Source organism: Leptospira langatensis (genome assembly GCF_004770615.1).
GTDB classification, from domain to species: domain Bacteria; phylum Spirochaetota; class Leptospiria; order Leptospirales; family Leptospiraceae; genus Leptospira_B; species Leptospira_B langatensis.
In genome coordinates this window covers 184,987-208,548 of sequence record NZ_RQER01000002.1, presented here as the reverse complement: position 1 = coordinate 208,548, position 23,562 = coordinate 184,987, and the positions used below count along the sequence as shown (strand labels likewise).

Genomic DNA, 23,562 nt, shown 5'->3' with positions numbered 1-23,562 from the left:
CCTTTTTAAAGATAGCGTTTAATGAAATATGTTAAATGAAGTTTTAGTCAAACGTAAAATAATAAAAAACTAATTTTTGCGACCCCGATATTTATCAGCCTTCTCTATCAGATTTTTATTAAATTTCTTGGAAAAGAGTTCAATGAAAGAGATTCTTCCCTCTTTCCAGAGCAGATAGATGGGAGGATAGACGAGTAACTCCAGGATAAAACTGGTAAATAGTCCTCCTACCATGGGGGCGGCGATCCGTTTCATGATATCGGAGCCTGTTCCCTGGGACCACATGATCGGAAGAAGGCCCATCATGGCAGCAAGCACAGTCATGATCTTCGGACGGATCCTATGAGCGGCTCCATGGACGATTGCCTCTATCCTGCCCTCTCTCGTGCTTGTCTTTCCCTTCTGGGAAGCCTTGTCATAGGATAGATCCAGATAGAGAAGCATAAACACCCCTGTTTCGGCATCCAGCCCCATGAGAGCGATCATTCCCACCCAAACAGCGATGGAGATATTATAATCGAGAACATAAAGCAGGCCAACGGCACCTACAAGAGAGAACGGTACTGCAAGTAGAACGATCAAGGTCTTTGCATATGATTTGGTATTGAAATACAATAGGAAAAAGATCAAGAACAAGGTCAGAGGAAGAACGTAGACCATTCTCTCGCGGACCCGGAGTATATTCTCATACTGACCGCTCCATACCAAAGAATATCCGACCGGAAGGTGAACGGAGGATTGAACGAATTTCTTTGCTCTGTCCACAAACCCTCCAATATCATCCGTGTTCGGGTCCACATACACATAACCGGCCAAAAATCCGTTCTCATCTCGGATCATGGAAGGCCCCATTTTCATTTTGATGTCCGCGATCTCTCCGATGGGAATATGACCGAATTCTTTAGTGGGCACTAGGATCGCTCGGATCTTTTCGACTGAGTCCCTAAGCTCTCTCGGATAACGTAGGTTTACGGAGAAGCGTTCCCTCCCCTCTACGGTTTGGGTAATTGATTCTCCTCCGATCGCGGCCACTATGATGGCTTGAGCAGTATCGACTGAAATATTATAGCGGGCTAATTTATCTCTTTTTAATTCTAGATCCAGGAAATATCCCCCCGCCGTTCTCTCCGCGAATACGCTTCTGACTTCCGGATCTTTTTTTAGAATCGATTCTATTTGGATCCCTAACCTTTCTATTTCTTCTAGAGAAGAACCCAAGATCTTGATCCCGATCGGGGTCCTCATTCCCGTGCTCAGCATATCGATCCTGGTCTTGATCGGCATGGTCCAAGCATTCGTTGCCCCGGGGAATTGCATCTCCGAGTTCATCTTCTCCACTAATTCGTCTTTGGTTAATCTTTCCGAACTAAACGGTAAAAAAGGATACTGAAGGACCCTGGGCCAATTCGAATAGAATCGATCTGCCTTTCTCCACTCGCTTTGGGGTTTTAGTAAAATGACTGTCTCCATCATGGAAAGTGGCGCCGAGTCGGTGGCTGTTTCCGAACGTCCCGCTTTTCCAAAGACCCTTTTTACTTCCGGAAAGCTCTTGAGCCTTTTGTCCATAACGGTCATAAGCTTTTCGGCCTCAGCGACCGAGATCCCCGGTAAGGTAGTAGGCATGTATAAGAGCGATTCTTCATAGAGCTGCGGCATAAACTCGGAGCCCAGGCTGAAATATACTGGAATACTAAGAAGAACTAAGGCAAAGGAGCCGAGTATGATCTGCCTCGGTCTTTCTAAGACCCAACGACATGCAGGTTCATAATATTTAAATAATACTTTACTGATCGGATGTTTTTCTTCCGGATAATATTTTCCTACGAAGATCGTGGTTGCTAATTTTGAGAGAGCCTTGTTTTTCCATGCAAACGGTTCCATTCTTGTGAATAGCATTCTCAGTGCGGGATCTAAGGTAATCGCAAGAATGGCCGCTATAAACATGGCGATATTCTTAGAAAAAGCTAATGGACGGAACAGTCTTCCCTCTTGGTCTACTAATGTGAAAATAGGAAGGAAGGCGACAGCGATCACTAATAGAGAAAAAAATACGGAGGGCCCTACTTCTAAAAGAGCTTCCAATCGGATCTGGTGGTAATCTCCTCTCCTTCCTCCGGAATCCCATTCTTCTAATTTTTTGTACGCGTTCTCCACTTCCACAATGGCTCCGTCCACCAGTACGCCTATGGAAATAGCAATCCCTGCTAAGGACATTAGGTTCGCATTGATATCCGCTAAATACATTGGAATAAAAGCAACGACCACAGAGATAGGGATGGTCAGGATAGGAATGATTGCCGAAGGGAAATGCCAGAGAAATAGAAGGATCACCAGAGAGACGATGATCATCTCTTCCGCTAGTTTGAATTTTAGATTGGAGATCGCATGTTCGATCAGCTCGGAGCGATCGTATGTGGTGACGAGCTCGCTACCCTTCGGCAGATTCTGTTTCAAGCCTGCTATTTTTTCTTTCACCCGATCGATCACGGAAAGCGCATTTTCTCCGTGACGCATCACAACGGTCCCAGATACTACGTCCCCTTCTCCATCTAAGTCTACAATTCCTCTTCTGATATCCGGTCCTACTTGAACTGAAGCTATGTTCTTGAGAAGTATAGGTGTGCCATTTGTGTCCGTAACTAAGGGAATATTTTCGATATCCTTCAAAGAGCTTAGATATCCCCTTCCTCTTACCATGTATTCGGCTCCGGAGAACTCCAGTAGCCGTCCTCCGGTTTCTTGGTTGCTTTCTCGGATCCTTTGGACGATGGTCTCGAAATCTACATTATAAGAACGCAATGCATTCGGATGGATTGTGATCTGGTATTGTTTTTTAAATCCTCCGATGCTTGCCACTTCCGAGACCCCGGGAACGGAGTTCAGAATGTATCTTAAGTGAAAGTCTTGGTAGGCTCTGAGATCTGACAGAGAATTTGCGCCTGTCTTATCAAGAAGGGCATATTGGTAGACCCAACCGACAGCACTTGCATCCGGACCTAATTCCATTTTTACTCCGGAAGGCAAAGACGCTTGTATCTTGGAAATATATTCTAGGACCCTGGATCTAGCCCAATAGATATCCGTTCCATCTTGGAAGATCACATATACGTAAGAGTATCCGAAATCCGAGAATCCCCGGACCACTTTCACTTTGGGAGCTCCTAGCAGGGACGTGATGATCGGATACGTTACCTGATCCTCTATGATATCCGGACTCCTGTCCCAGCGCGAATAAATGATCACTTGGGTATCGGAAAGATCCGGAATGGCATCCAAGGGGATCTTCTTCATGCAAATATAAGAGGCAACGAGTAAGACGAGTGCCAGAACAAGGACGAGAAATTTATTCTCGGCAGAAAATCGAATGATAGAGCGTATCATGTTTGTATCTCAATGTGAATGTGTTTTGGATCCGAATCGGATCTTTGCTTCCGAGTCGAGTAGAAAGGTGGACTCTGTAACTACTCTTTCTTCTGTCTTTAAACCGGATTTGATCTCAGTCCAAGGATCGATGATCCTTCCAGTCTCTATTTCTATCGCTCGAAATTTGTCCGGACCAATCTGAGTATAGACGATCTTTCTTGTACCTGTATCTAAGATCGCAGAACTCGGGATACTCAGTACATGAGGAACTTGGATCTGTACTAGGACCTCGCCGAACATTTGGGGTTTAAGCAGATGAGAAGGGTCCGAAACCTCGCTTCGTAAGCGTAGAGTCCTTGTATTCTTATCTAAGATAGTATCTACGCTTTTTATCTTCCCTTTGAATTCCTGATCAGGATACGCATCCGTTTTGAATATCACACTAAGCCCAGGCTTAGCAAAAGAAAGGTCCGACTCATAGATCTGGGAATAGATATGGGCCCTTCCCCCCTTTCCCCCAAGGATCAGTTCGGAAGGATCTCTCCCTCCTGATGTCCAAACTCGGATCTGTTCTTGGGAAAGCCCAAGTTGCTGTAACCTCAATTGCAAATTTCTAATATTCAGACCGGATCCGAATTCTGCAAGTGCTGCGGATGAGCGAACAGATTCCTTGTATTCCGTGAGGGCAGTATACAATTCGGGATCGTACGCTACATTGGAATAGGCTCGAAACTGTTTCGTTAGATTTCGCACCTTAGCGATATCAGTTTTGATCCCAATAGACTGCTGTTTTTCGAAAGAAAGGGAAAGATCCTCGTTCGAATTTGCTTCGGGAGAAGAATCGAATTCTGAACCATTCGGGTTCAATTCATGGCTTGCATGATCCGATCCGGACGAATGATCTGCGTGATCCTCTTTCTTGACCAGATCCATATTGCAGATGGGGCAAGTTCCAGGTCTATCCGAAGTGTATGTCGGATGCATGGGACAATAGTAAATGTCCTTTGCTTTTCCACAGGAGAATAGGACTGTAAAGATCAAAAGACTGGAAATCAGGAAAAGGATTTTAGAGGTCTTGCTTCGTTCTATAAGAGTTTTCATTTATCTAACCTCTATTGTTTATGATGGTGGGTTGGGATCTTTGTTTCTTTGTAAATGAAACTCAATAGCTTCAAGTTGCCGATGATGGTTTCGTTCCTTTTCTCTTTCAGATCTTCTAAACGTATCCTTGCGTTTAGGATCTCTGTTTGAGCCAAGAACGGTTCCTGTATATTCCCCTTACCGGAGCTATACTGGTACACTCCCGCTCTGGATGCTTTTTCCAATTCGGGGATTAGCCTCTTCTCGACGAGTTGGATCTGGTTGGTAAGTCCTTGGACTAACGTAAGATTCCGGTTCAATTGAGTGAGCATCTGGGCTCTTGTCTTCTCTACCGAATCTTTTCCTACTGCCGCAAGATGCTCCGTTTCTCCGGTGATAGAATTCCACTTTAAGGCGGACCAAACGGGAACCTTCATATTTACGCCAAGACTAAACAGATCTCCCCTATACTCGGTCACATCCATAAGCCCGTAATTCAAGGGTCCTTGGTCTTGCGTAAAGGTTTGGGACCTTCTTTTCATGTAAGAGAAAAACACTTCCGTTTGAGGAGCGAGAGAGTATTTGGTCAACTTTGCCTGTTCTTTTAGCCTCTTCTCTTCGGAAGCTACCGTTTTGTATTCGGGAGTGGTCTCTACAAGATTGTTTTCTCCTTGTAGTAAACTTAGGATCTCTTCATTCCGTTTTTCTAAAAAAGAGTTTAGCTCCAGATTCTCAAAATCGGAGAAATTCAATTTTTGGGAGATCTGAAAATATTCTAACTGGGAATGGAGATCCTTGATAGAAGTGGAATATTCGGTATCCTTCTCCAGTGCTTCAGTTTTAGCAACGCTCGCCTTTAATACTCCGGTCAGATTGCTTCCACCGGAGGAGTAAGAAGATTCACTGATATTCTTCTGCGCATTCGAAAGAACTAGGATCCTATCGTTTAAAGCCTTCTTCTTTCCGGAAGATTGGTAACGGTTCAAAAGGCTAAAGAAATCTCCTAGCATTCTGTTCACTCCAGCGAGATAGCCGAAATTCGCCTCATTCTGCATGATCTGGGAGATCCGATTTTCGGTGCTCAGTTTTCCTGGAAACGGGAATTCTTGGGAAATGGAGAACTCCATTCCTGTCATAGTGGGAGTGTCCAGTCCTTTGTTCCCGCCGAGTGAGTATCCGTTTCGAGTGGGATAATTCCGATAGGCAAAACCGATCTTAGGATCGGGTAAGATCCCGGAAGCTTCCGTATGCGCTTTGTGTGCTTGGGAAATTCCTGCAAGTGATTTGGATTCGGGATGCTCAGATGCCAGGATCTCTAGGATATTCTCTAATCCCTTGGGCTCGGCTAAAAGGATCCTGGAAGCGAATCCATAATTGAATAATAATATTATAATAAGGGTACGACTCATACGTCCTCCGATCAAAAATAGAAAGAAGAATGAGTAGATCTTAAATTAGAAATGTTTGAAGCAAACTTAAGGCTTGGGGTCTGGAAATATTGCGGATCTGCCGGGATTTCGGAACAACACTTTCCCTAAAGGAAAGACTCACACTTGTCTGAGGCAAGAATGAGTGTAGGACTATCTTTTCGATCTTTAATTTCTGCGCGTCTACAGACTGCCAGGAATCGTTTACAGAAACGGAAACGGGTGCGTCCTTGCCGCAGCAATCCTTTTGAGGATCGGAAGAATTCTTTTCATCCGATTTTTCGGAGGTTTTATGGCAGGGAGGAAGTTTTTCCGTCTGAACGGAAATTGCGGACTCCATGGTAACCGGGCAGGAACCGGTCAGGCTCGCGATAGAACTACAAGCCACCTGCAATGCGAAGCCGAGTGCTAATACAAATCCTATCGTTTTTTTGGAATGGGAATCCATGACCTTCCTCTATCTGACTGCAGCAAGTACGGAAATGTCAAGAAAAAAAGGTTTTTGTAATGCGAACGCTCCTCCCTTCCCTATTTCTTAGAGAAGAATGGATTACTCAGAATGATTGCCGTTGGAAAGACAGCTTGTATTCTCACGTAAGGATCTGTGGGGCGCAATGTATACGATCCTTTCTTGGAATAGGAAGTATGAGCCAGAACTTCGGAATTTTGGCCGATGAAGTCCACGGTGATCGGTGTGTCCTGGAACTCAAAAAAGACTTCTTCTCCTCTTTTTCCGATCGGACCCAATTTTGGATCTTCCAGAGTCCTTTCCATTTTGCGAACGCAGAGATAATTCCCTTCCTGTAAGGACTTTAGGATCTCCTTTTCTTCCAAGCTGTCCGTATTAATCAGAAGATATCTCATCAGGGACTCCCCATCTTGTCTATAGATCTCGGAACTGAGATCTCTCCAGTTCGAGACCCCCGAAGATTTGATGCGAACATATTCCTCTCTAGGAAGATAATGCAGGTCGTCGGCGGCCATACAAAAAGAAGGGACTTGATTGCTCAGCAATTTATCCCATTGCTTGGGAATGTCCCCGAAGGGACTGAATACTTCTAAAGCATTATAATTTCTTAATTCTGTTAATATTTTCAAGGGGAAGGTATTGTTCAGGAATGGGTGGTTGATAACTACGAATCCGTCCTGTGAACTGATCTTATTGATTGCCCACTGTATATTCTCAATGCCGGCATAAAGAGGAAAAGGATCTTGATCTACTTCTTCCGTTCCAAGAACCGTCATATGCCTTTTGATTAAATTCCTTCCCCACTCGTACCCTCGAACGGAGGAAAGCCTTGGAGGAAGAGTGATCTTTTCGTAATCCGTGAAACCTAGTATTTTGTATCCGTTTGCGGCATAGACTGTTTCGATCTCTTCCGGAGAATTCCTGCCGGGAGTAAACCAGATCTGATCCGTATGCAAATGAATGGCTGCCTTCTGCCAAGAAAGAGAGGTCTTGCGTTTGTAGGGATCTTCAAACTTCTCCCATTGGATCTGAGTTTGAGTAGAGGTCGGATTCGCTCTTAAATAGAGCCAGGCGAAAAGATTCTCTAATAGAAGAACCCCTAAAATGGCAGCAAGTAGAAGCAGGAAAATCCGCTTTTTCATTCTCAGCCAAGTTTGGCACAAGTGTGGTACGGAAAACTAGAATTCCTAGAATCGTATGTTACAACTTATCTACGAAACTATCTCGAATTCATCAATCTTGTAACAGATAGAATGCACGAAGTGCCACATCATTGACTGACATCTTCAATGAAAGAAGAACTACTTAAAAGAAGATACTATTCGTTTGAATTCACATAGAATGGATTACTAAAGACTGTTCCCGTCGGGAGTAAGGCTTGGATCCGTACATAGAAATCCTTCGGCTTGGCCTTATAAAACCCGGCCTTTTGATTCACTAAACTATGAAGGACTTGGCCATCCACTCCTATAAACTCTACAAAGAAAGGAGTGTCCTCGAATTCAAAATGAACTTCATTCCCGTTCTTTAAGTAGAATGATTTCAACTTGGGATCATCCAGGTTTCTCTTTAGTTTACGAACGCAGGCATAATTCCCTGATTTAAGAGCTTTCAGTATATCGTCTTGCTCATAAGAGTCCGTGTTTAAGAGGATGTATCTGGTAAGAGCCTCTCCCTTCTCCGCAAATAGAAGAGTGAGTTTTTCCCTTAGACCATGAGTCTTACTCGTTATCTTGACGTATTCTGCCTTAGGAAGATAATGTAGGTCGTCCCCGGACATACAGAAAGAATGAATTCCCTGGCTCAATAATTCATCCCAATATTTGAAAATGTCCCCATAAGGAGAAAGAACCTCTATAGCATCATAACCGGATAATCTTTCCAATTCGGAAAGGGTAAATCCGTTATAGAGTGTGGGATGGTTGACTACTACAAATGAGCCTTTCTCTTTTTGAACATTGATTTCCCATTGGATATTATCTAGAGAGGAATAGAGCGGGAAAAAATCGGATTCGACCTTCTCCGGACCAAGTATCGTAAGATGCCGCTTTTTAAGATTCCTTCCCCATTCATAGCCTGAGATCAGGACCGGATCGGAAGAATTCGGTTTAGTAATCTTCCCATAATCCGTAAATGCCAAGATCTTGTAGCCAAAGTTTCGGTAGATCTCCAGGATCTCTTCCGACGAATTCCTAAGAGGAGTATACCAGATCTCATTCGTATGCAGATGGATTGCGGTCTTGGCCCATTTAATTTTTGTAGTTTTTTCGTAAGGATTTTTTATTCCTGTCTGGTGTGGCTGGCCTTTGTGGAGCACTCGAAATTGCAGACTTGTCCACAAGTTAAAGGCGGCTACCGAAATGAGAATGATGGAAAAGAAAATAACGATCTTTTTTAGAATTTTCACTTTCATGTAATAAATTTTTTCAGATCGAAATCCGTTTTGAATGAATTGTCCAGCACTAATTGAAGACCTTAAAGGATAAAAGATGAAGGAACAAAGGATCGCTATCATAATACCCGCTTACAACGAAGAGTTGACGATCCGGGATACAATTCTTGCTTTTTTCAAAGAGCTTCCCAAGGCGGAATACTGGGTCGTAGATAATAATTCCTCCGACAAGACCCGTGACATAGCGGTCGATACATTAAAGAAAAATAAAATTCTAGGGAATGTACTATTCGAGCCTCGCCAAGGAAAGGCGAACGCAGTCAGAAAGGCGTTTACTCAGGCGGATGCAGATATCTATATCCTTACCGATGCAGATATGACCTATCCTGCGGAAGAAGTACACAAGCTTGCCTCACTCTTACAAGAAGAAGGCCTGGATCTTGTCGTAGGAGATCGTCTGAGCCAAGGAGTCTACGGAAAGGAAAATAAGAGGCCGTTTCATTCCTTCGGAAATCATCTAGTGATCAATCTGATCAACTTCCTATTCGGAGTACAGCTGAAGGATGCGATGAGCGGCTATAGAGTATTTTCTCGCCGATTTGTGAAGAATTACCCTATTCTCGCGACCGGATTTGAATTAGAGATCGAGATGACCTTGCACGCTTTGGACAAGAGGTTCGCTATGAAGGAAGTCCCGATCCAATATAAGGATAGGCCAGAAGGAAGCTTCTCAAAACTGAATACGATCCGAGACGGGTACAGAGTCGTGAATAATATCCTTTGGATCTTTAAGGATTATAAGCCGATGCATTTCTTCGGATTCTTTTCTTTTATTTCCGGAGTCTTTTCCTTGGTCGCAGGATTTCCGGCAATCCTAGATTATATTCGATACAAGTATGTTTACCATGTTCCGTTGGCGATCTTGGCAACGGGGCTTATGCTCTTCTCTTGGATCCAGATCGCGATCGGGCTCGTGCTTCATACGGTTTCTAAGATCCAAAGAACGAATTTTGAATTGGCTTTATTGAAGTTCGGAATGGAATTTCCGTTCCGCTCCCAAAATTCGGCGTCCCCCACCCGCAGTTTGGGTGATGGGGAGAGGCCCGTGGGCAAATCCGCTCGCCGTTAAATCATAGAATCGCGGACCTGACAACTCCGATCCGCAATTTCAAAAACGGAATCTAAATTCCGTGAAAGATTTCTTAGAGAAGAAGAAGTCGATTCTCGGATCGCTTCTTCTTCTCTGAATTGAATTTCTTATTTCAAAGAAGAAGTCAGTAGAACGAGTCCGTTCTCGGCAGATACTTCCTTAAACTCTCTCTTTGGATAGGTCAGCATCAATTCCAGAACGCTATTCCGATTGCAGATGATTGTCAGACTCTGATCCGATTCGAAAAGATCCGACTCATCCTTGAATTTGTAACTTCCTACAATGTGGATTTTTTGTTCTCTATAGAACATTGGATAGAAGGAAAGATACTTATAGAAGATAACCGGATTTCCGGACTTCTCCGCCCGATCGTAAAGGCGCAAATTCCCGTCTTGTAAAAAGGAAATGATCTTGGGTGCTAAGGTAGAAGAAAGAGTTCCGACAAATAGCATCATTCCCGCCCAGGTGGAAATCAGGAAGAAATACCATCCTTCCCCCGTTCCATTGCTCGAAAACCAAAGTCCTACCGCTCCCAAAATGACCCCTATACATAAAAGAATACCCGGCAAAGAATCGATCCCGGTAAACTGAGGCAAGGCTTCCTTTCCTACTCCGGTCAGAGAAGAAGATAATTCCAACAGGTTCGGCAAGAAGGCAAATAAAAGTCCTACAATGAGTCCGAGCCCTAAAAAGCTAAAGGAAATCCATTTTGCTTTGAAGACTTCTTCTTTCTCTGCGATCAAATAGGAGGCAAAGAAGGAAAGAGCAAAATACATAGAGGAAGAATAATGAGGGAGCTTTGTTTGCACTACGGAGAAGATCGCAAGTACGAGTCCAAGCCAGAGAAGTAAATAACGGGAGAATCGGGAGATCTTAGGATCTGTAAATAGCTTCCAATTCTTAGCCACGACAAAGAGCAGGACCGTCCAAGGGAAAAATCCGATGAACATTACAATAAAATGATAGAACCAAGGTCCAGTATGGGACTCCAAGGATTTGGTCAAAAGCTTCTTCTGGAAATCGAAGAATTGTACGATGAATTCCTCTCCGTACAGAATATAATTCGTGAGATAGTAAAAGGAAAGAACTAGCAAGGATACAAATCCGAATAGGACAAAATCGAAGAACTTCAACTTCCATCTTCTTTCCAAGATCCGGTTTGCCGCAAAAATAATGAGAGGAATGCCGAGTCCTAGTGGACCCTTAGTCAAAACAGCCATTCCCCCAAAAAAAGCGGCGGAGAAGATCCAACGAATCCTATCTTTAAATGCTTCCTTCTCATTTTCTTCGTAATAATACAAAGAAACCACGGAGAGTAAGATAAGCGTATTGAATAGATGATCAATATAAGCGGTCCTAGACAGAAGAAGAGGCAGTAAGGAGGCGGAATATAAGAATGCCCAGGCATAGCCGAAGAACCTGGAATGCAAAGAGGTTCCCAAACGCACTAAAATGAAAAAAGAGAGTAAGCCGCTTAGAACGGAAGGAAGACGGGTAGAAAATTCGTTTAATCCAAAAACTCCATAAAATGCGTTTGCTAACCAAAAATAAAAAGGAGGCTTTTCGCTGAATATCTGGCCATTGACCTGGATCCTGAAAAATTCACCGGATTCCCACATCCCTTTAGAAGCGGCACCGTAAATATTCTCGTCCCAATCGATCAGAGGAAAACTTCCCAAACCGAAAAGAAGGAACAGAAGATAGACCAGGATTAAAAGCGGGAAAAACAAATTTCGCATTGTAGATGAAAACCTTAAAGAAGAAGTACAAGCCTTGCCTTTGGTAATCCAAAAATTGAAGGCAATCTACTTCATCATTCCAAAACCGGAATTTTACAATCCAGTTTCGTTACAAAACGGAGAAAATTGAAACGGAAGAAAACTAGGTTTCGAATGCCAGGATAATACGGAATAACAAGATGGAAAAACTTCCGAAAGAATCTTCTAAGAGGAAGAAGACAAAAAAAAGCCTAACAATTCTTACGAAACGTTAGGCTTCAGAGTCGTACGGCGATTTATAAAAAATATAAATCCGTGGTCCCGTCGAAAGAACCAACATTCACTAGGCGGCTCCCCTGCCGGAGCATGCTAAAGATGGACCGGCAGGCCGCTATTGAATTACTTCAATAGCTGGAGCACGGTTTGTGGTTTCATGTTCGCCTGAGCGAGCATCGCAGTAGCAGCCTGGGTCAGGATCTGATATCTGGTGAAGCTGGTCATTTGCTCAGCCATATCAGTATCACGGATCCGTGATTCAGCAGCTTGGATGTTCTCGTAAGCGTTCATCAACCCCTTAGCGGCATGTTCCAGACGGTTGTAATAAGCTCCTAAGTCTGCTCTCTGTTTAGAGATCAGTCTTAGTGCATCGTCAGCGAGTCCGATAACGGAGTTCGCTTTTCCCGCCGTAGAAAGAGAGATGAAGGTCAGAACAGTCGGGTTTCTGAGTCCCAGAGCCGCGGTGTTCATCGTTTCAATATAAACTCTCTCTCTTTGGTGCATGTTAGCACCCATATGGAACCACATACTTGCGGTCGGATTCAAACGAGCGAAGGCTCCTGTAAGGAGTTTCATCTTGTTGAACTCGGCCTGAGAAGCAATCCTGTCGATCTCATCGACCAACTGGGAAACCTCTACTTGTATTTGTTGACGGTCTTCCTCGGTATAAATACCGTTCGCCGCTTGCACTGCAAGCACGCGGATCCTTTGAACGACTTCATGGGTTTCTTGCAGATACCCTTCCGCCGTTTGGATGAGGGACATACCGTCCTCAGTGTTTTGCTCCGCCCTGCGCAAACCTCCGACCTGAGTCCTCATTTTTTCGGACACGGCCAAACCGGAAGCGTCGTCACCTGCACGGTTGATACGCATACCGGAAGACAATTTCTCAATGTCTTTGTTCATGCTTTCGCTATTGAACTTTAAAGTTCTGTGAGCGAAAATGGCACTGATGTTGTGGTTAATAATCATTCGGTTCCTCCTTGAATCCGAATCCTCGCAAGCGAGGAATTGATCTTCCTAGAGGTCTTCCTTGACCTCTTCCCCTTAAAAATCGGGCCGGTTCCCAAAACGGAAGAGATACTTTTTTCCTGGATAGATAGATAAAAGATGCTTCCTAGGAAGATAGGATATGTCGCGTTTCGGAAGGAATGGATTTGGGCGCCCTCCGCGCTTTCGCTTAGAGCCGGGCTGCTACGGATTCGGCATTCGCCTCATCCGTCCGCGCGGGTATTTGTAGGCACTTCGACATCTCTTCCTGAATTCGCGCGTCCGGACTGAAGTCCTGCGCATCCCTGGCGCTCGGAGGACCTAGGATCTTTTTGAAAGTGCTTGCCGGAATAGAGACTTGCCCCAGTCTGAAAGAAAGATGCTCGAAAGAATCTATCTCGCGAATCCCCGCGGTTTTTGTGCCGGTGTAAAATATGCGATTTCCTATGTGGAACAGGTCCAGTCCCATTCCCAGGAACAGATCTATGTCAGAAAGGAGATCGTTCATAATCGTCGTGTCGTAGAAGACATGAAGAAAAGAGGGATCAAATTCATTAACGAGCTGAATGAGGCTCCGGACGGGGCGACTGTTATCTTCTCCGCACATGGGGTTTCTCCCGAAGTGGTCGAAGAGGCCAAAAAACGAAGTATGAAGATCGGGGACGCTACCTGTCCTCTCGTGACTCGGGTGCATAGGAAAGCCCGCCGTTATAAGGATTCCCATCAGATCATCTACATAGGGCACCAAGGACATGATGAGGCCATCGGGACCATGGGAGAAGCGGAGATGTTTCTCGTAGAATCTCCTGAAGATGTCCAAAAGCTCTCAGGAAGACTGGATACCTCTAAACCGATCACCTATCTCATGCAAACCACCCTTTCGGTTGCCGATACGAAACTGATCGTCGAAAAGATCGCCGAGCTATTTCCAAGTGTGGAACATCCTGCGAAAGACGATATTTGCTACGCTACCACTGAAAGACAGGAAGCGGTCTCTTCCATGATGGAAGAGATAGACGCGATGCTCGTAATAGGAGCGGATAACAGTTCCAATTCCTTACGCTTACTTCAATTGGCTCAGAAATCTAAACCTTCTTCCTTTAAGGTGAGTTCCTTAGAAGATCTTAGCAAAGAGTATATCGAAGAAAATGAGATCCAAACGATAGGAATTACTGCAGGAGCATCGACCCCTCAGATCCTAGTGGATGAGATCATTCGTAAGCTCAGAGAATTCTATCCCTTAGTGAGTGTGGATCTTTTCCCCGGATCTAGGGAAGATTCCATGAGTTTCAAGCTTCCTTCGAACCTGTTACTTTAAAATTCCTTATGTCCCGACTGAGTAGGATCGCAAATCCCTTTGCGAATTCAGGGCCTCTCTTTATGTTTTTATAAAATCTTTATCTTAAAATCATTATATAATCCTCGTGAAAAAGGCGTTATGCGAGAGAATAAGTCATTTTTGTGTATTTTTGTATTAAAATGGTTGAATTAACTCTTTTTTCGCGTAAGTTTTTTCCTCTGTATGGTCAAGGAAGATCTACGGTTCGGTACGGAAACCGAACTGTTCCAACTCATAATCTCTCAGACTTCCGATGCAATTCTCGTAACTGATTCGAATCTAAACGAGAACGGACCATCTATTGTATTCGCAAATCCTGCTTTCTGCGATCTCACCGGGTATCAGATAGAGGAATTAATAGGAAAATCAGCGAAGATCATGTTCGGACGGGACACCGACCGAAAAACATTACAAAATCTTAAAAATTGCGTCCAACGTGGAATCCCCTACTCCTCTTCCACGATCCACTATAGAAAGGATGGAAGCAAATACCATGCGGAGTGGACCGTGTCTCCGGTCAAAGACCCTGCCGGAAATATTACAAATTTATTATCTATTCAAAGAGATATTACGGATAAGATCCAGAGAGAGGAATTCGCAGCAAGAAGACTGAGATCGGAGATGGGTTTGACTGCCGCCTCTCAGATCCTGATGAGTACCCGACACGAAAGCTTCACGATAGAGAGAGCCATAGAACATTTTCTAGTACTGACCGGAGCGGAAAGGATCTATTACTACAAGAGGACGAGCAATCCGGACGTTCTTTTCTTGGAGGCGGAAAGTAAAAATCCATTCTCCAGTTCTACCTTAGCGGAGACCTATCCTGAGATTTCTTTGGCTTCTCGATTTTCCAGATGGAAGGGATTCCTTTACAAAAATGAGATCATCGAATTTAAGACGGAGCAACTCTCTGAGTCAGAGAGATATTTTTGTCAGGGAAGAAGATCGGATACCATCTTCTTATTCCCTCTAAAGATCTCAGGAGAATGGATCGGGTTTTTGGGAATGGAATTCTTCGAAAACCCTACTGGCCCCGAGGAACAATTCACATTTCGTACCTTTGCAGATCTGATCGGCTTCTATTTGGAAAGAAAGTCAATATTAGAAGAATTGAAAACACATAAGGAGACTCTTGAGGAAACCGTAGATAAACGGACCAAGGAGTTATCCGTACAAAAAGAAAAGGCGGAGGCTGCGAGCACCGCAAAGAGCGAATTCCTGGCGAATATGAGCCATGAGCTTAGAACTCCTTTGAATGCGATTATCGGGCTCTCTAAGCTCATCCAGCCTTCTATGGAAGATCCAAGCAACCAAAGGTATTTGGATGTGATCCATACATCAGGATTGCATTTACTAGGTCTGATCAACGATATTCTGGATCTTTCCAAATTGAATGCGGGCAAATCCACGTTCTATTTCAGCGAATTGGATCTGAGAAAAGAAATAGAACAAGTGGTCTCCGTATTGGAAGCAGAGATACTTAGGAAACATATTCACTTCGTTTGGCAGGAAACCAATGTCAGGAATCCGTTGATCTCGGGAGATCCGAAACGGATCCGACAGATCTTTCTTAATCTGGTCGGAAATGCGGTCAAGTTCACAGCGGAACAAGGATCCATTTATCTATCCATTACACAGGAACGTGGGGACTGGTTAGTTGAGTTAACGGATACAGGCATAGGGATCCCTGAAAAAGAACAGAGCAAAGTCTTTGATGCATTCTATCAGGTGGAGAACTCAAGGTCCAAGGACACGGAAGGAACAGGACTCGGCCTCTCCATCGTTAAAAAGCTAGTAGAAGCGCATAACGGCTCTATCCGTCTGAAGAGCAGAGAAGGCATCGGTACCTCTTTTTATATTAATCTTCCTATCTTGGACAAAGGAGAGAAAAAGATCCAGGTTAGGCGTACGTATTCCACTTCCTATCCCGAAAAGCTGAGAACTCATTCTTATATCAGATTCGAATGTGCGGATCGAAAAAACGAGGATTTACTTACCTCTTTCTTTAAAAAGCAGGAACAGGATCTGCACTTTCCCAAGAACAGCGGAATACATAAGAAAAAGATGATCCTCTTTCGGGATAATCTCTCTACTACGGGACTTCCCGGTTTATCGACGGCTTGGAAGACGGTTTATATTCTTCCGGAAGAAAATCGAATGGAAGGCCTCGGAGAGGATTTCGATTTCTATCTTTCTAGTCCGATCTCCATAGACGAATTGAAATTACTCCTAGAAAAATTGGCGGAAGAGATCCATGACTAATACCACCGGCTCTATCGGCACGCCCAAACTGGAAAGAAAGAGCCTGGTGCGAGATCCGGTTCTGATCGTTGAGGATAAACTGGAGAACACACTCATGCTCGAGGCACTTTGTGAGGAGTTCGGTATCCAGTATGAATCCGCATCGAACGGAGAAGAAGCTTTGGAAATGGCCAAGGCAAAAAAATATTCTATCTATATCGTAGATCTTTTGATGCCTGTGATGGATGGTCCTTCTTTCATTCGAAGATTGAAAGAGTTCGAACAGGATGCAATCATACTCGTGCAAACTGCGATCGATTCTACGGAAACAGTGATCGAGGTGATGAAGCTCGGCGTATTCGATTATATTATCAAGCCGATTTTCCCCGATCTTTTCCTGAAATCCATGTCCAAGGCCGTAGAGTATAAGGCACTGAAGGATAGAGAGAATTCTATTATAGAAGCGGAGAGTCTGAAGCTTCGGAGTCAGTTGGAATGGTTAACATATAAGGAAACGAAGAGGAAATCCGCAGACGAGTCTTGGGAAAAAACATCCATTCATTCCCTTCAGACATCCCTTTCCCAAGGTTCCGGAATAGGAGCCATTATCAGTCTTTTGGATATGGCGAGAGCCGATCTGAAAAAGGAAGGGGATTATTACCAGATCCACTCGAGCATCATGGATCTTATTCTGGAAAACCAAGAGATCACTAAAAACCTCCTGGCTGGTCTGACTCAATTATTAGAGATTATTAATAAAGATCTGAATAAGAAACCGATGCTGGCTTCCGAACTCGTCGATCGACTAAAAGGCGCCGTGGATTTCATTCGTCCCTATTTGGAACAGAAAGGGCTCAGGCTAAACCTTCCCGTATTAAAAAGAGAAGTGGAGGTGGAGATAGAGCCGGATCTATTTTTCTCCGCAGTCTATGAGATCGTTTTAAACGCGTTCAAATACTGCGCTCCTAAGACTTCCTTAGAGCTGTTTACAAGTATCAACCAAGGATACTTTTGCATCGTATTAAAGAACATCGTGGACGAAAGACCGTACGGTGGAGTGGAGGAAAAATACGAGAGTCTAGTATTACAACCGTTCTTCCGGCTTCATCCTCCTGTGGAGAGTGTCTCCCATCTAGAAAAATTCGGATTGGGTCTAGGGTTGACTGCCGTCGATCAGATCATGAGAAAACATAACGGACTATTTTTCATTCATAATGCAAAGGATCATACTGGGGATCAGATCCGTCTCTGCGTCATGAGTGAGCTATTACTGCCCATTCGCTAGGCAAGAAGAAGGGTACAAATGAAGAAAATATTGATCGTAGATGATTCCGCCGTTTTCAGAAAGATACTCAATCTACATCTTTCTCAAGCTTCTTTCAATGTGGTCGAAGCGGAAGACGGATTGAAAGGTCTTGAAAAATTGAAAGAGGGCAAAGTCGATCTGGTCGTCAGCGATATGAATATGCCGAATATGGACGGATTGAGTTTTGTCCGCGCGGTCAAGGAGGATTCTAATCATAAGTTCGTTCCGATCGTGATGCTAACCACCGAATCCCAAGAAGAGTTAAAGTCCGAAGGATTGAAAGCCGGTGCTAAAGCCTGGCTAACAAAGCCGTTTTCTCCCGAAGAGCTCCTGAAGACCATTCGGATACTGTTGGTTTAGATTTCGGTAATATTCTATGTCATTGGAAATCAAGATCTCAGAGTTAGGCCAAAAAGATTCCCGTCCTATGTATAGAGTGGATCTAATTGGGGAAGCTTCTATCTATTCCATTTCGGAATGGCAGGAGCGACTGAATTCCATTCTACAAAAAAATCCACTGCGATTGGAAATAGATGCGGGCGGTTTGGAAAAAGTGGATTCTAGCTTCCTGCAATCCCTTCTTCTTTTGAAGAGAGAATCTTTGGCTATGTCTTGGGATTTGAGTATTTCCAATCATTCCCATTCTTTATTAGAATTCTTGGATCTATATGGACTCATCGGCTATTTCCAGGATAGGATCCGGATCTCTAAGAAGGATTCGTCTTCCCTGAAATTTGCCTACGGATTGGAGAAGGCCTAATGGATCTTTCCGAAATCAAAGAGGCATTTATCCAAGAATCCACGGAGTTACTGTCTTCGGCAGAACTTCTTCTTTTACAATTAGAAAGAGGTGAATTCAACGAAGAATCCATCCATTCTATGTTCCGAGCCGTCCATACGGTCAAAGGCACGGCAGGAATGTTCGGATACGATGCCATTGAGAAATGTTCCCACGAATTGGAAACTCTGCTCGATCTGGCTCGTTCCGGAAAGACAGAACTGGATCCTGGGAAAATAGATTTTCTTTTAAGGGCGGTAGATCACCTAAAGAAGTTAGTTTCGGATCCTTATTCAGGCGATCTTTCGGATCTTGATGCGAAAGCCGAACAAGAAAAGATCATTTCCGAAGCGAAAGGATTTCTTGGCGGAGAAGAAACTCGGCAAGAAGGAAAAGGAGCACAGATCTCTCCAAAGCAATCTGGAGAATCTACAAAGAAAGGTTCCGTCAATTCAGAATGGCAGATCAGTTTCTTTCCCGGCCAAGATACATTTAGAAGCGGGATGGACCCCTACTCTTTTCTCAAGTATCTGAAGAATTTCGGGGAGATCCTTTATCTGTATGTGTATAAATCCCAACTCCCGAAATGGGAATCTTGGAATTCTGAAACCTGTTATTTAGGATTCGAGATCAAACTTCGCTCCTCGGCTAGAAAAGAGGAAATTGAGTCCGTATTTGATTTTTTAAAAGAAGGTTCCTTCTTGCGGGTGACTCCCCCTCACTCGGTAGAAGAAGTGTTCCATCAGATCTCAAAAGAGATTCCTTGCGGAGCGGAAGAATATTATAAAACTCTTGCATTATTAGGTTTAGAGATCGAGGGATTGGAGCAGGATTTTAAACACTTTCCTACTTCCCAAAAACAAGAAGTACAGAAAGTCCAAACTGCCGCAACAGCACCTAAGCTGATCCGGATCGATTCCGCGAAAGTAGATCAACTCGTGAATCTCGTGGGAGAATTGATCATCTCTCAAGCGAGTCTAGGGCGACTTCTCGCAGATACCGAAGATTCTGAATTGAATGAATCTGCGGAGATCTTTTCCAGACTTGTAGGTGAGATCAGAGAGACCGCAATGGCTCTTAGAATGGTCCCTATCGGCGAGTTGTTTGAGAAATATAGAAGAACTGTCCGAGATATTTCTCTCGAGCTTGGTAAGGATGTGGATTTTGAGATCCAAGGCGGAGAGACCGAGCTAGATCGTTCAGTGATCGAAAAGATCAACGATCCGATTGTGCATATTCTTAGAAACGCGTTAGATCATGGAATAGAACCGAGTGAGGAAAGAGAAGCATTAGGAAAATCGCAAAGAGGAAAACTGAAAATCCAAGCATCTCATGCGACTGGAAGTATCTCCATAGAGATCTCCGATGACGGAAAAGGACTGAACCAAGATAAGATCCGTAAGAAAGCTTTGGAGAAAGGGATTATAGATCCAGATCAAAGTTTGACGGAACAGGAGATCATCAATCTGATCTTTCAGCCCGGTTTTTCCACAGCAGAAGCAGTGACTAATCTTTCCGGCAGAGGAGTCGGAATGGATGTGGTCCAGCGTAATATTGAATCCTTAAGGGGATCGGTTAACGTTCAATCCGAGTTGGGGAAGGGATCAGTATTCTCGATCAGACTTCCGCTTACATTAGCGATTATTGACGGCTTCCTCGTGAGATCCAGCGATTCTTACTTCGTTGTGCCCATGGATTGGGTCAAGGAAACAATGGAATCGGAACTACAGCTCCTTCCCGAAGAGATCGCCGGTTCCATCAACCTAAGGGGTGAAGTTCTTCCTATTCTTCATTTGGGAAGGTTCTTAGGGCTCCCTGGCTCCGACGAAGGAAGAAAGAATATTCTAGTTCTGGAATATGAAGGAAAGAACTTCGGTATTTTGGTCCATGATCTACTCGGCGAGATCCAATCCGTCATCAAACCCTTAAACGAGATCTTTAGAGGGATCCAATGTATTAGTGGAACCTCTGTATTAGGCACGGGTAAGATCGCCTTCATTCTCGATGTTCCTGGACTTCATTCCCTATTAAAGATCCAAAGATCGAATTTGAGAGAAAGAGAAAAGATACGCTCTAAGTAGGAATAAATCCTATCATACTGCATTCATGATCGAATTAGAAATAAGTTATTAATTTTGAGAATAGGTAAAAACGTATGGCACAAGGCAAAAGCAAAGCAATCGTTCTGGTTTGGATCTTTCTATTAGGGATCCTTCTTACTTTTGGATCTGCCGGTTGGAGTTATTATTTCGACCATTTTGGACCGGATCAAAGGGATTCGAACGAATCCGGCTCGTCTCCTGGAGAAACGATCCGATCGAATTTTTCTTATTTAGGCTCGGATCTATATTCCCTTTTTATGCCGAACCAAAATAAAGAATCTCTAATATCGAAACTGGATTCCATTAAAAAGAAGAAGGAAGATCTGAAGGCTGATCTTTCGTCCTTAGCCAAGGCAGGATCGAATTCTTCCGAATTAAAAATGCTAGAAGAAGATCTGGATGAGGTCTATGAATCTCTCCTCGCGGGAAAGGCGATCCTAAGTGGAGCGGGTAAGAATACACAAGAAAATTTTGTCGAGCATCTGGTTCAGTCCACTCTTCCTAAGTTCGAGGTGCTACGAGAAAAGTGGTCCGGGACTTCTTTCGAGATCCCTCCTAAGGCCATTGCAAAAGGATCCGTATATTACCATTTCCTATTCGCGGTATTCGGGACACTGCTTTTGCCTGCCTTAGCCATCTACCTGAAACCATTCTCCAGAGGACCTGTGTTGGATTCTAGAGCGGATTCGGAAGAATTTGTTCGGATCAAGACCGCTTTAGATAACGTGTCTACGAATATCATGATGGCAGATGTAAATCTGAAAGTTACTTATATGAATAAGGCGATCCGCCATATGTTCTCCGATGCGGAAGAAGATATCAAGAAGCAACTCACTCAGTTCCGCTCGGAAGCATTGATGGGCACGAATATTGACGCATTCCACAAGAATCCGGCTCACCAACGGAACTTACTAAAAGATCTGAGTAAAACCTTCCGCTCTAATATTGAGATCGGTGGACGTTCCTTTGATCTGATCGCGAATCCTATCTTGACGAACTCAGGAGAAAGATTAGGAACTGTAGTCGAATGGGCGGACGTGACAGAACAGAAAAAAATGCAGGAAATCCGTAGAGCGGAAAACGAAGAGCTTACTCGTATCAAAGTCGCCCTGGATAATACGAGCACCAATATTATGATCGCCGATAATAACTTGAATATCAAGTACATGAATAAAGCGATCGTGAAGATGTTCGAGATCGGTGAGAATGATATCCGGAAACAACTGAGTAATTTCCATTTGAACAAACTCATCGGATCGAATATAGATACTTATCATAAGAATCCAGCTCACCAAAGAGGATTGCTCGGTTCTTTTACTACAACATTTAAATCCAGTATCGAGATCGGAGGTAGAACATTTGATCTCATCGCAAATCCAATCTTAACCGACTCGGGGGATCGACTCGGCGCGGTTGTGGAATGGTCGGATGTGACCGAGCAGAAAAAGGTCGCTGAAACAAGAAGGCTCGAGAATGAGGAATTAACCCGGATCAAGGTGGCATTGGATAATACCAGTACCAACGTAATGATCGCGGACATGGACTTCAATATCAAGTACATGAACAAGGCAGTCTATAAGATGTTCCAGGGAAGCGAGATGGACATTCGGAAACAATTGAGCGCCTTTAATTTGCAGAAATTGATCGGAACGAATATAGATAGTTTCCATAAGAATCCATCTCATCAGAGAAATCTGATCGGAAATTTGAATTCTACCTATGAGTCTTCTATCGCAATAGGTGGTCGCTCTTTCAATTTAGTCGCTAACCCGATCCTAAGCACAGACGGTCAAAGATTGGGCGCCGTGGTGGAATGGTCTGACGTTACGAATGAGCTTGCGGTGCAGAAGGAGATCGAAGAGATCGTAAATGCGGCAACCAAAGGAGATTTCAAGACCAGAGTTATTATGGACGGCAAGGAAGGTTTCTTCAAAACACTCGGAGGAGCCTTGAATTCCCTACTCCAGGTCAGCGAGGTGGGACTGAACGAGGTTCTCTCCGCGTTAGAGAGACTCGCTAATGGGGATCTTACTTCTAAGATTGAGAATGAATACTTCGGTACTTTCGGTAAGCTGAAAGAGTTCGGGAATAGTACCGTGGATAAACTAAACGAGATCATGGGAGATATCGTCATGAAATCGGGAAGTTTGGTCGGTTCCGCTGCAGAGGTTTCCTCCACTGCAAATTCATTGAGCCAGGGAGCTTCTCAACAAGCTGCGTCCGTAGAAGAGACTACTTCTTCTCTCGAAGAAATGACCGCTTCTATCGATCAGAACGCAAGTAACTCCAAACAAACAGAACAGATCGCGAGCCAGTCATCCAGAGATGCGGAAGACGGTGGAAAGTCTGTAACTGAGACCGTAAGTGCGATGAAGCAGATTGCGGAGAAGATATCGATCATTGAGGATATCGCTTATCAAACGAACCTACTCGCATTAAATGCAGCGATCGAAGCTGCAAGAGCCGGAGAGCATGGTCGAGGATTCGCAGTGGTCGCTTCCGAAGTGCGCAAGCTTGCGGAAAGAAGCCAGAAATCCGCAAATGAGATCTCTAGTCTTGCCGTTTCTTCTGTTGCGATCGCAGAGAAGGCAGGGAAACTCATTGGGGATATCGTTCCGAATATTAGAAAAACTGCGGATTTGGTCCAAGAGATCACCGCTTCCAGCGAGGAGCAGGCCTCGAGTGTGGTGGAGATCAATAAGGCAATGGGACAATTGGATCAGGTATCCCAGCAGAACGCTTCCGCATCGGAAGAGTTAGCTGCCATTGCGGAAGAGATGAATAGCCAAGCGGAATCCTTGCGAGAATCCGTAATGTTCTTCCGTTTGAGTAAAGAGCATCAGTTCAAGGAAGTGAGTAATGGGTCGAAAAAGGCCTCTCTGAGATCCATCAACGTGCAAGAGAAATCCAAGTTCGAGAAGTATTGAGGGT

The 23,562-nt window shown here is 44.1% G+C and carries 16 protein-coding genes; 8 read left to right on the top strand and 8 right to left on the bottom strand.

From position 1 onward, the window contains the following. Nucleotides 1-69 precede the first annotated feature (69 nt). The 6 genes from EHO57_RS03730 to EHO57_RS03705 all read right to left on the bottom strand — a co-directional run bounded on the left by EHO57_RS03730 (nt 70) and on the right by EHO57_RS03705 (nt 8,752). Nucleotides 70-3,381 (bottom strand): efflux RND transporter permease subunit, encoded by a 3,312-nt coding sequence (locus EHO57_RS03730; protein WP_135643038.1) that lies wholly within the window; start codon nt 3,379-3,381, stop codon nt 70-72. A gap of 9 nt (nt 3,382-3,390) precedes the next feature. After that, on the bottom strand, nt 3,391-4,464 hold the full coding sequence (locus EHO57_RS03725; protein ID WP_135643036.1) for a heavy metal-binding domain-containing protein: 1,074 nt from the start codon (nt 4,462-4,464) through the stop codon (nt 3,391-3,393). Between the two features lie 11 nt (nt 4,465-4,475). After that, the gene (locus EHO57_RS03720; RefSeq protein ID WP_135643034.1) at nt 4,476-5,852 is read right to left on the bottom strand and encodes a TolC family protein; all 1,377 of its coding nucleotides are present in this window, start codon (nt 5,850-5,852) and stop codon (nt 4,476-4,478) included. Between the two features lie 40 nt (nt 5,853-5,892). After that, nucleotides 5,893-6,318, bottom strand: coding sequence for a hypothetical protein (locus EHO57_RS03715; RefSeq protein WP_135643032.1), 426 nt, complete (start codon nt 6,316-6,318; stop codon nt 5,893-5,895). Nucleotides 6,319-6,398: 80 nt separating this feature from the next. Next, a complete protein-coding gene (locus tag EHO57_RS03710; protein ID WP_135643030.1) occupies nt 6,399-7,481 on the bottom strand; it encodes a phosphoesterase in 1,083 nt (360 codons plus the stop codon). Between the two features lie 176 nt (nt 7,482-7,657). Next, the gene (locus tag EHO57_RS03705; RefSeq protein ID WP_135643028.1) at nt 7,658-8,752 is read right to left on the bottom strand and encodes a CehA/McbA family metallohydrolase domain-containing protein; all 1,095 of its coding nucleotides are present in this window, start codon (nt 8,750-8,752) and stop codon (nt 7,658-7,660) included. Between the two features lie 76 nt (nt 8,753-8,828). Between EHO57_RS03705 and EHO57_RS03700 the strand changes: the two genes are divergently transcribed. Further along, the gene (locus EHO57_RS03700) at nt 8,829-9,860 is read left to right on the top strand and encodes a glycosyltransferase family 2 protein (RefSeq protein WP_135643026.1); all 1,032 of its coding nucleotides are present in this window, start codon (nt 8,829-8,831) and stop codon (nt 9,858-9,860) included. Nucleotides 9,861-9,988: 128 nt separating this feature from the next. Here EHO57_RS03700 and EHO57_RS03695 read toward each other — a convergent pair whose 3' ends face one another. Both EHO57_RS03695 and EHO57_RS03690 read right to left on the bottom strand, forming a co-directional pair. Then, a complete protein-coding gene (locus tag EHO57_RS03695) occupies nt 9,989-11,620 on the bottom strand; it encodes an ArnT family glycosyltransferase (RefSeq protein ID WP_135643024.1) in 1,632 nt (543 codons plus the stop codon). 378 nt (nt 11,621-11,998) lie between these two features. Next, entirely contained in the window at nt 11,999-12,847 is an 849-nt protein-coding gene (locus tag EHO57_RS03690) for a flagellin N-terminal helical domain-containing protein (protein WP_010515586.1), read from the bottom strand. A 397-nt stretch (nt 12,848-13,244) separates the two neighbouring features. On the opposite strand from EHO57_RS03690, the gene ispH reads away from it, so the two are divergent. The 7 genes from ispH to EHO57_RS03655 all read left to right on the top strand — a co-directional run bounded on the left by ispH (nt 13,245) and on the right by EHO57_RS03655 (nt 23,558). Then, complete coding sequence (gene ispH, locus EHO57_RS03685; RefSeq protein ID WP_135643022.1) at nt 13,245-14,183, top strand: 4-hydroxy-3-methylbut-2-enyl diphosphate reductase; 939 nt, start codon at nt 13,245-13,247, stop codon at nt 14,181-14,183. Between the two features lie 204 nt (nt 14,184-14,387). Continuing rightward, nucleotides 14,388-16,466 carry a PAS domain-containing sensor histidine kinase gene (locus tag EHO57_RS03680; RefSeq protein ID WP_135643020.1) on the top strand — a complete coding sequence of 693 codons (2,079 nt, stop codon included), beginning with the start codon at nt 14,388-14,390 and terminating at the stop codon, nt 16,464-16,466. Next, on the top strand, nt 16,459-17,730 hold the full coding sequence (locus EHO57_RS03675) for a hybrid sensor histidine kinase/response regulator (RefSeq protein ID WP_135643018.1): 1,272 nt from the start codon (nt 16,459-16,461) through the stop codon (nt 17,728-17,730). The genes EHO57_RS03680 and EHO57_RS03675 overlap by 8 nt, the downstream gene beginning before the upstream one ends. Before the next feature lie 18 nt (nt 17,731-17,748). Next, complete coding sequence (locus EHO57_RS03670; RefSeq protein WP_135643015.1) at nt 17,749-18,111, top strand: response regulator; 363 nt, start codon at nt 17,749-17,751, stop codon at nt 18,109-18,111. Between the two features lie 16 nt (nt 18,112-18,127). Further along, complete coding sequence (locus EHO57_RS03665; RefSeq protein WP_135643014.1) at nt 18,128-18,511, top strand: STAS domain-containing protein; 384 nt, start codon at nt 18,128-18,130, stop codon at nt 18,509-18,511. Next, nucleotides 18,511-20,610, top strand: a complete 2,100-nt coding sequence (locus EHO57_RS03660; RefSeq protein ID WP_135643012.1) for a chemotaxis protein CheA — start codon at nt 18,511-18,513, stop codon at nt 20,608-20,610. The genes EHO57_RS03665 and EHO57_RS03660 overlap by 1 nt, the downstream gene beginning before the upstream one ends. Nucleotides 20,611-20,888: 278 nt before the next feature. After that, the gene (locus tag EHO57_RS03655; protein WP_246050517.1) at nt 20,889-23,558 is read left to right on the top strand and encodes a methyl-accepting chemotaxis protein; all 2,670 of its coding nucleotides are present in this window, start codon (nt 20,889-20,891) and stop codon (nt 23,556-23,558) included. Nucleotides 23,559-23,562 lie beyond the last annotated feature (4 nt).

Coding starts and splice junctions, on each gene's coding strand:
- EHO57_RS03730 (WP_135643038.1), bottom strand. CDS start 3,381: ATGATACGCTCTATCATTCGATTTTCTGCCGAGAATAAATTTCTCGTC.
- EHO57_RS03725 (WP_135643036.1), bottom strand. CDS start 4,464: ATGAAAACTCTTATAGAACGAAGCAAGACCTCTAAAATCCTTTTCCTG.
- EHO57_RS03720 (WP_135643034.1), bottom strand. CDS start 5,852: ATGAGTCGTACCCTTATTATAATATTATTATTCAATTATGGATTCGCT.
- EHO57_RS03715 (WP_135643032.1), bottom strand. CDS start 6,318: ATGGATTCCCATTCCAAAAAAACGATAGGATTTGTATTAGCACTCGGC.
- EHO57_RS03710 (WP_135643030.1), bottom strand. CDS start 7,481: ATGAAAAAGCGGATTTTCCTGCTTCTACTTGCTGCCATTTTAGGGGTT.
- EHO57_RS03705 (WP_135643028.1), bottom strand. CDS start 8,752: ATGAAAGTGAAAATTCTAAAAAAGATCGTTATTTTCTTTTCCATCATT.
- EHO57_RS03700 (WP_135643026.1), top strand. CDS start 8,829: ATGAAGGAACAAAGGATCGCTATCATAATACCCGCTTACAACGAAGAG.
- EHO57_RS03695 (WP_135643024.1), bottom strand. CDS start 11,620: ATGCGAAATTTGTTTTTCCCGCTTTTAATCCTGGTCTATCTTCTGTTC.
- EHO57_RS03690 (WP_010515586.1), bottom strand. CDS start 12,847: ATGATTATTAACCACAACATCAGTGCCATTTTCGCTCACAGAACTTTA.
- ispH (WP_135643022.1), top strand. CDS start 13,245: ATGCTCGAAAGAATCTATCTCGCGAATCCCCGCGGTTTTTGTGCCGGT.
- EHO57_RS03680 (WP_135643020.1), top strand. CDS start 14,388: ATGGTCAAGGAAGATCTACGGTTCGGTACGGAAACCGAACTGTTCCAA.
- EHO57_RS03675 (WP_135643018.1), top strand. CDS start 16,459: ATGACTAATACCACCGGCTCTATCGGCACGCCCAAACTGGAAAGAAAG.
- EHO57_RS03670 (WP_135643015.1), top strand. CDS start 17,749: ATGAAGAAAATATTGATCGTAGATGATTCCGCCGTTTTCAGAAAGATA.
- EHO57_RS03665 (WP_135643014.1), top strand. CDS start 18,128: ATGTCATTGGAAATCAAGATCTCAGAGTTAGGCCAAAAAGATTCCCGT.
- EHO57_RS03660 (WP_135643012.1), top strand. CDS start 18,511: ATGGATCTTTCCGAAATCAAAGAGGCATTTATCCAAGAATCCACGGAG.
- EHO57_RS03655 (WP_246050517.1), top strand. CDS start 20,889: ATGCCGAACCAAAATAAAGAATCTCTAATATCGAAACTGGATTCCATT.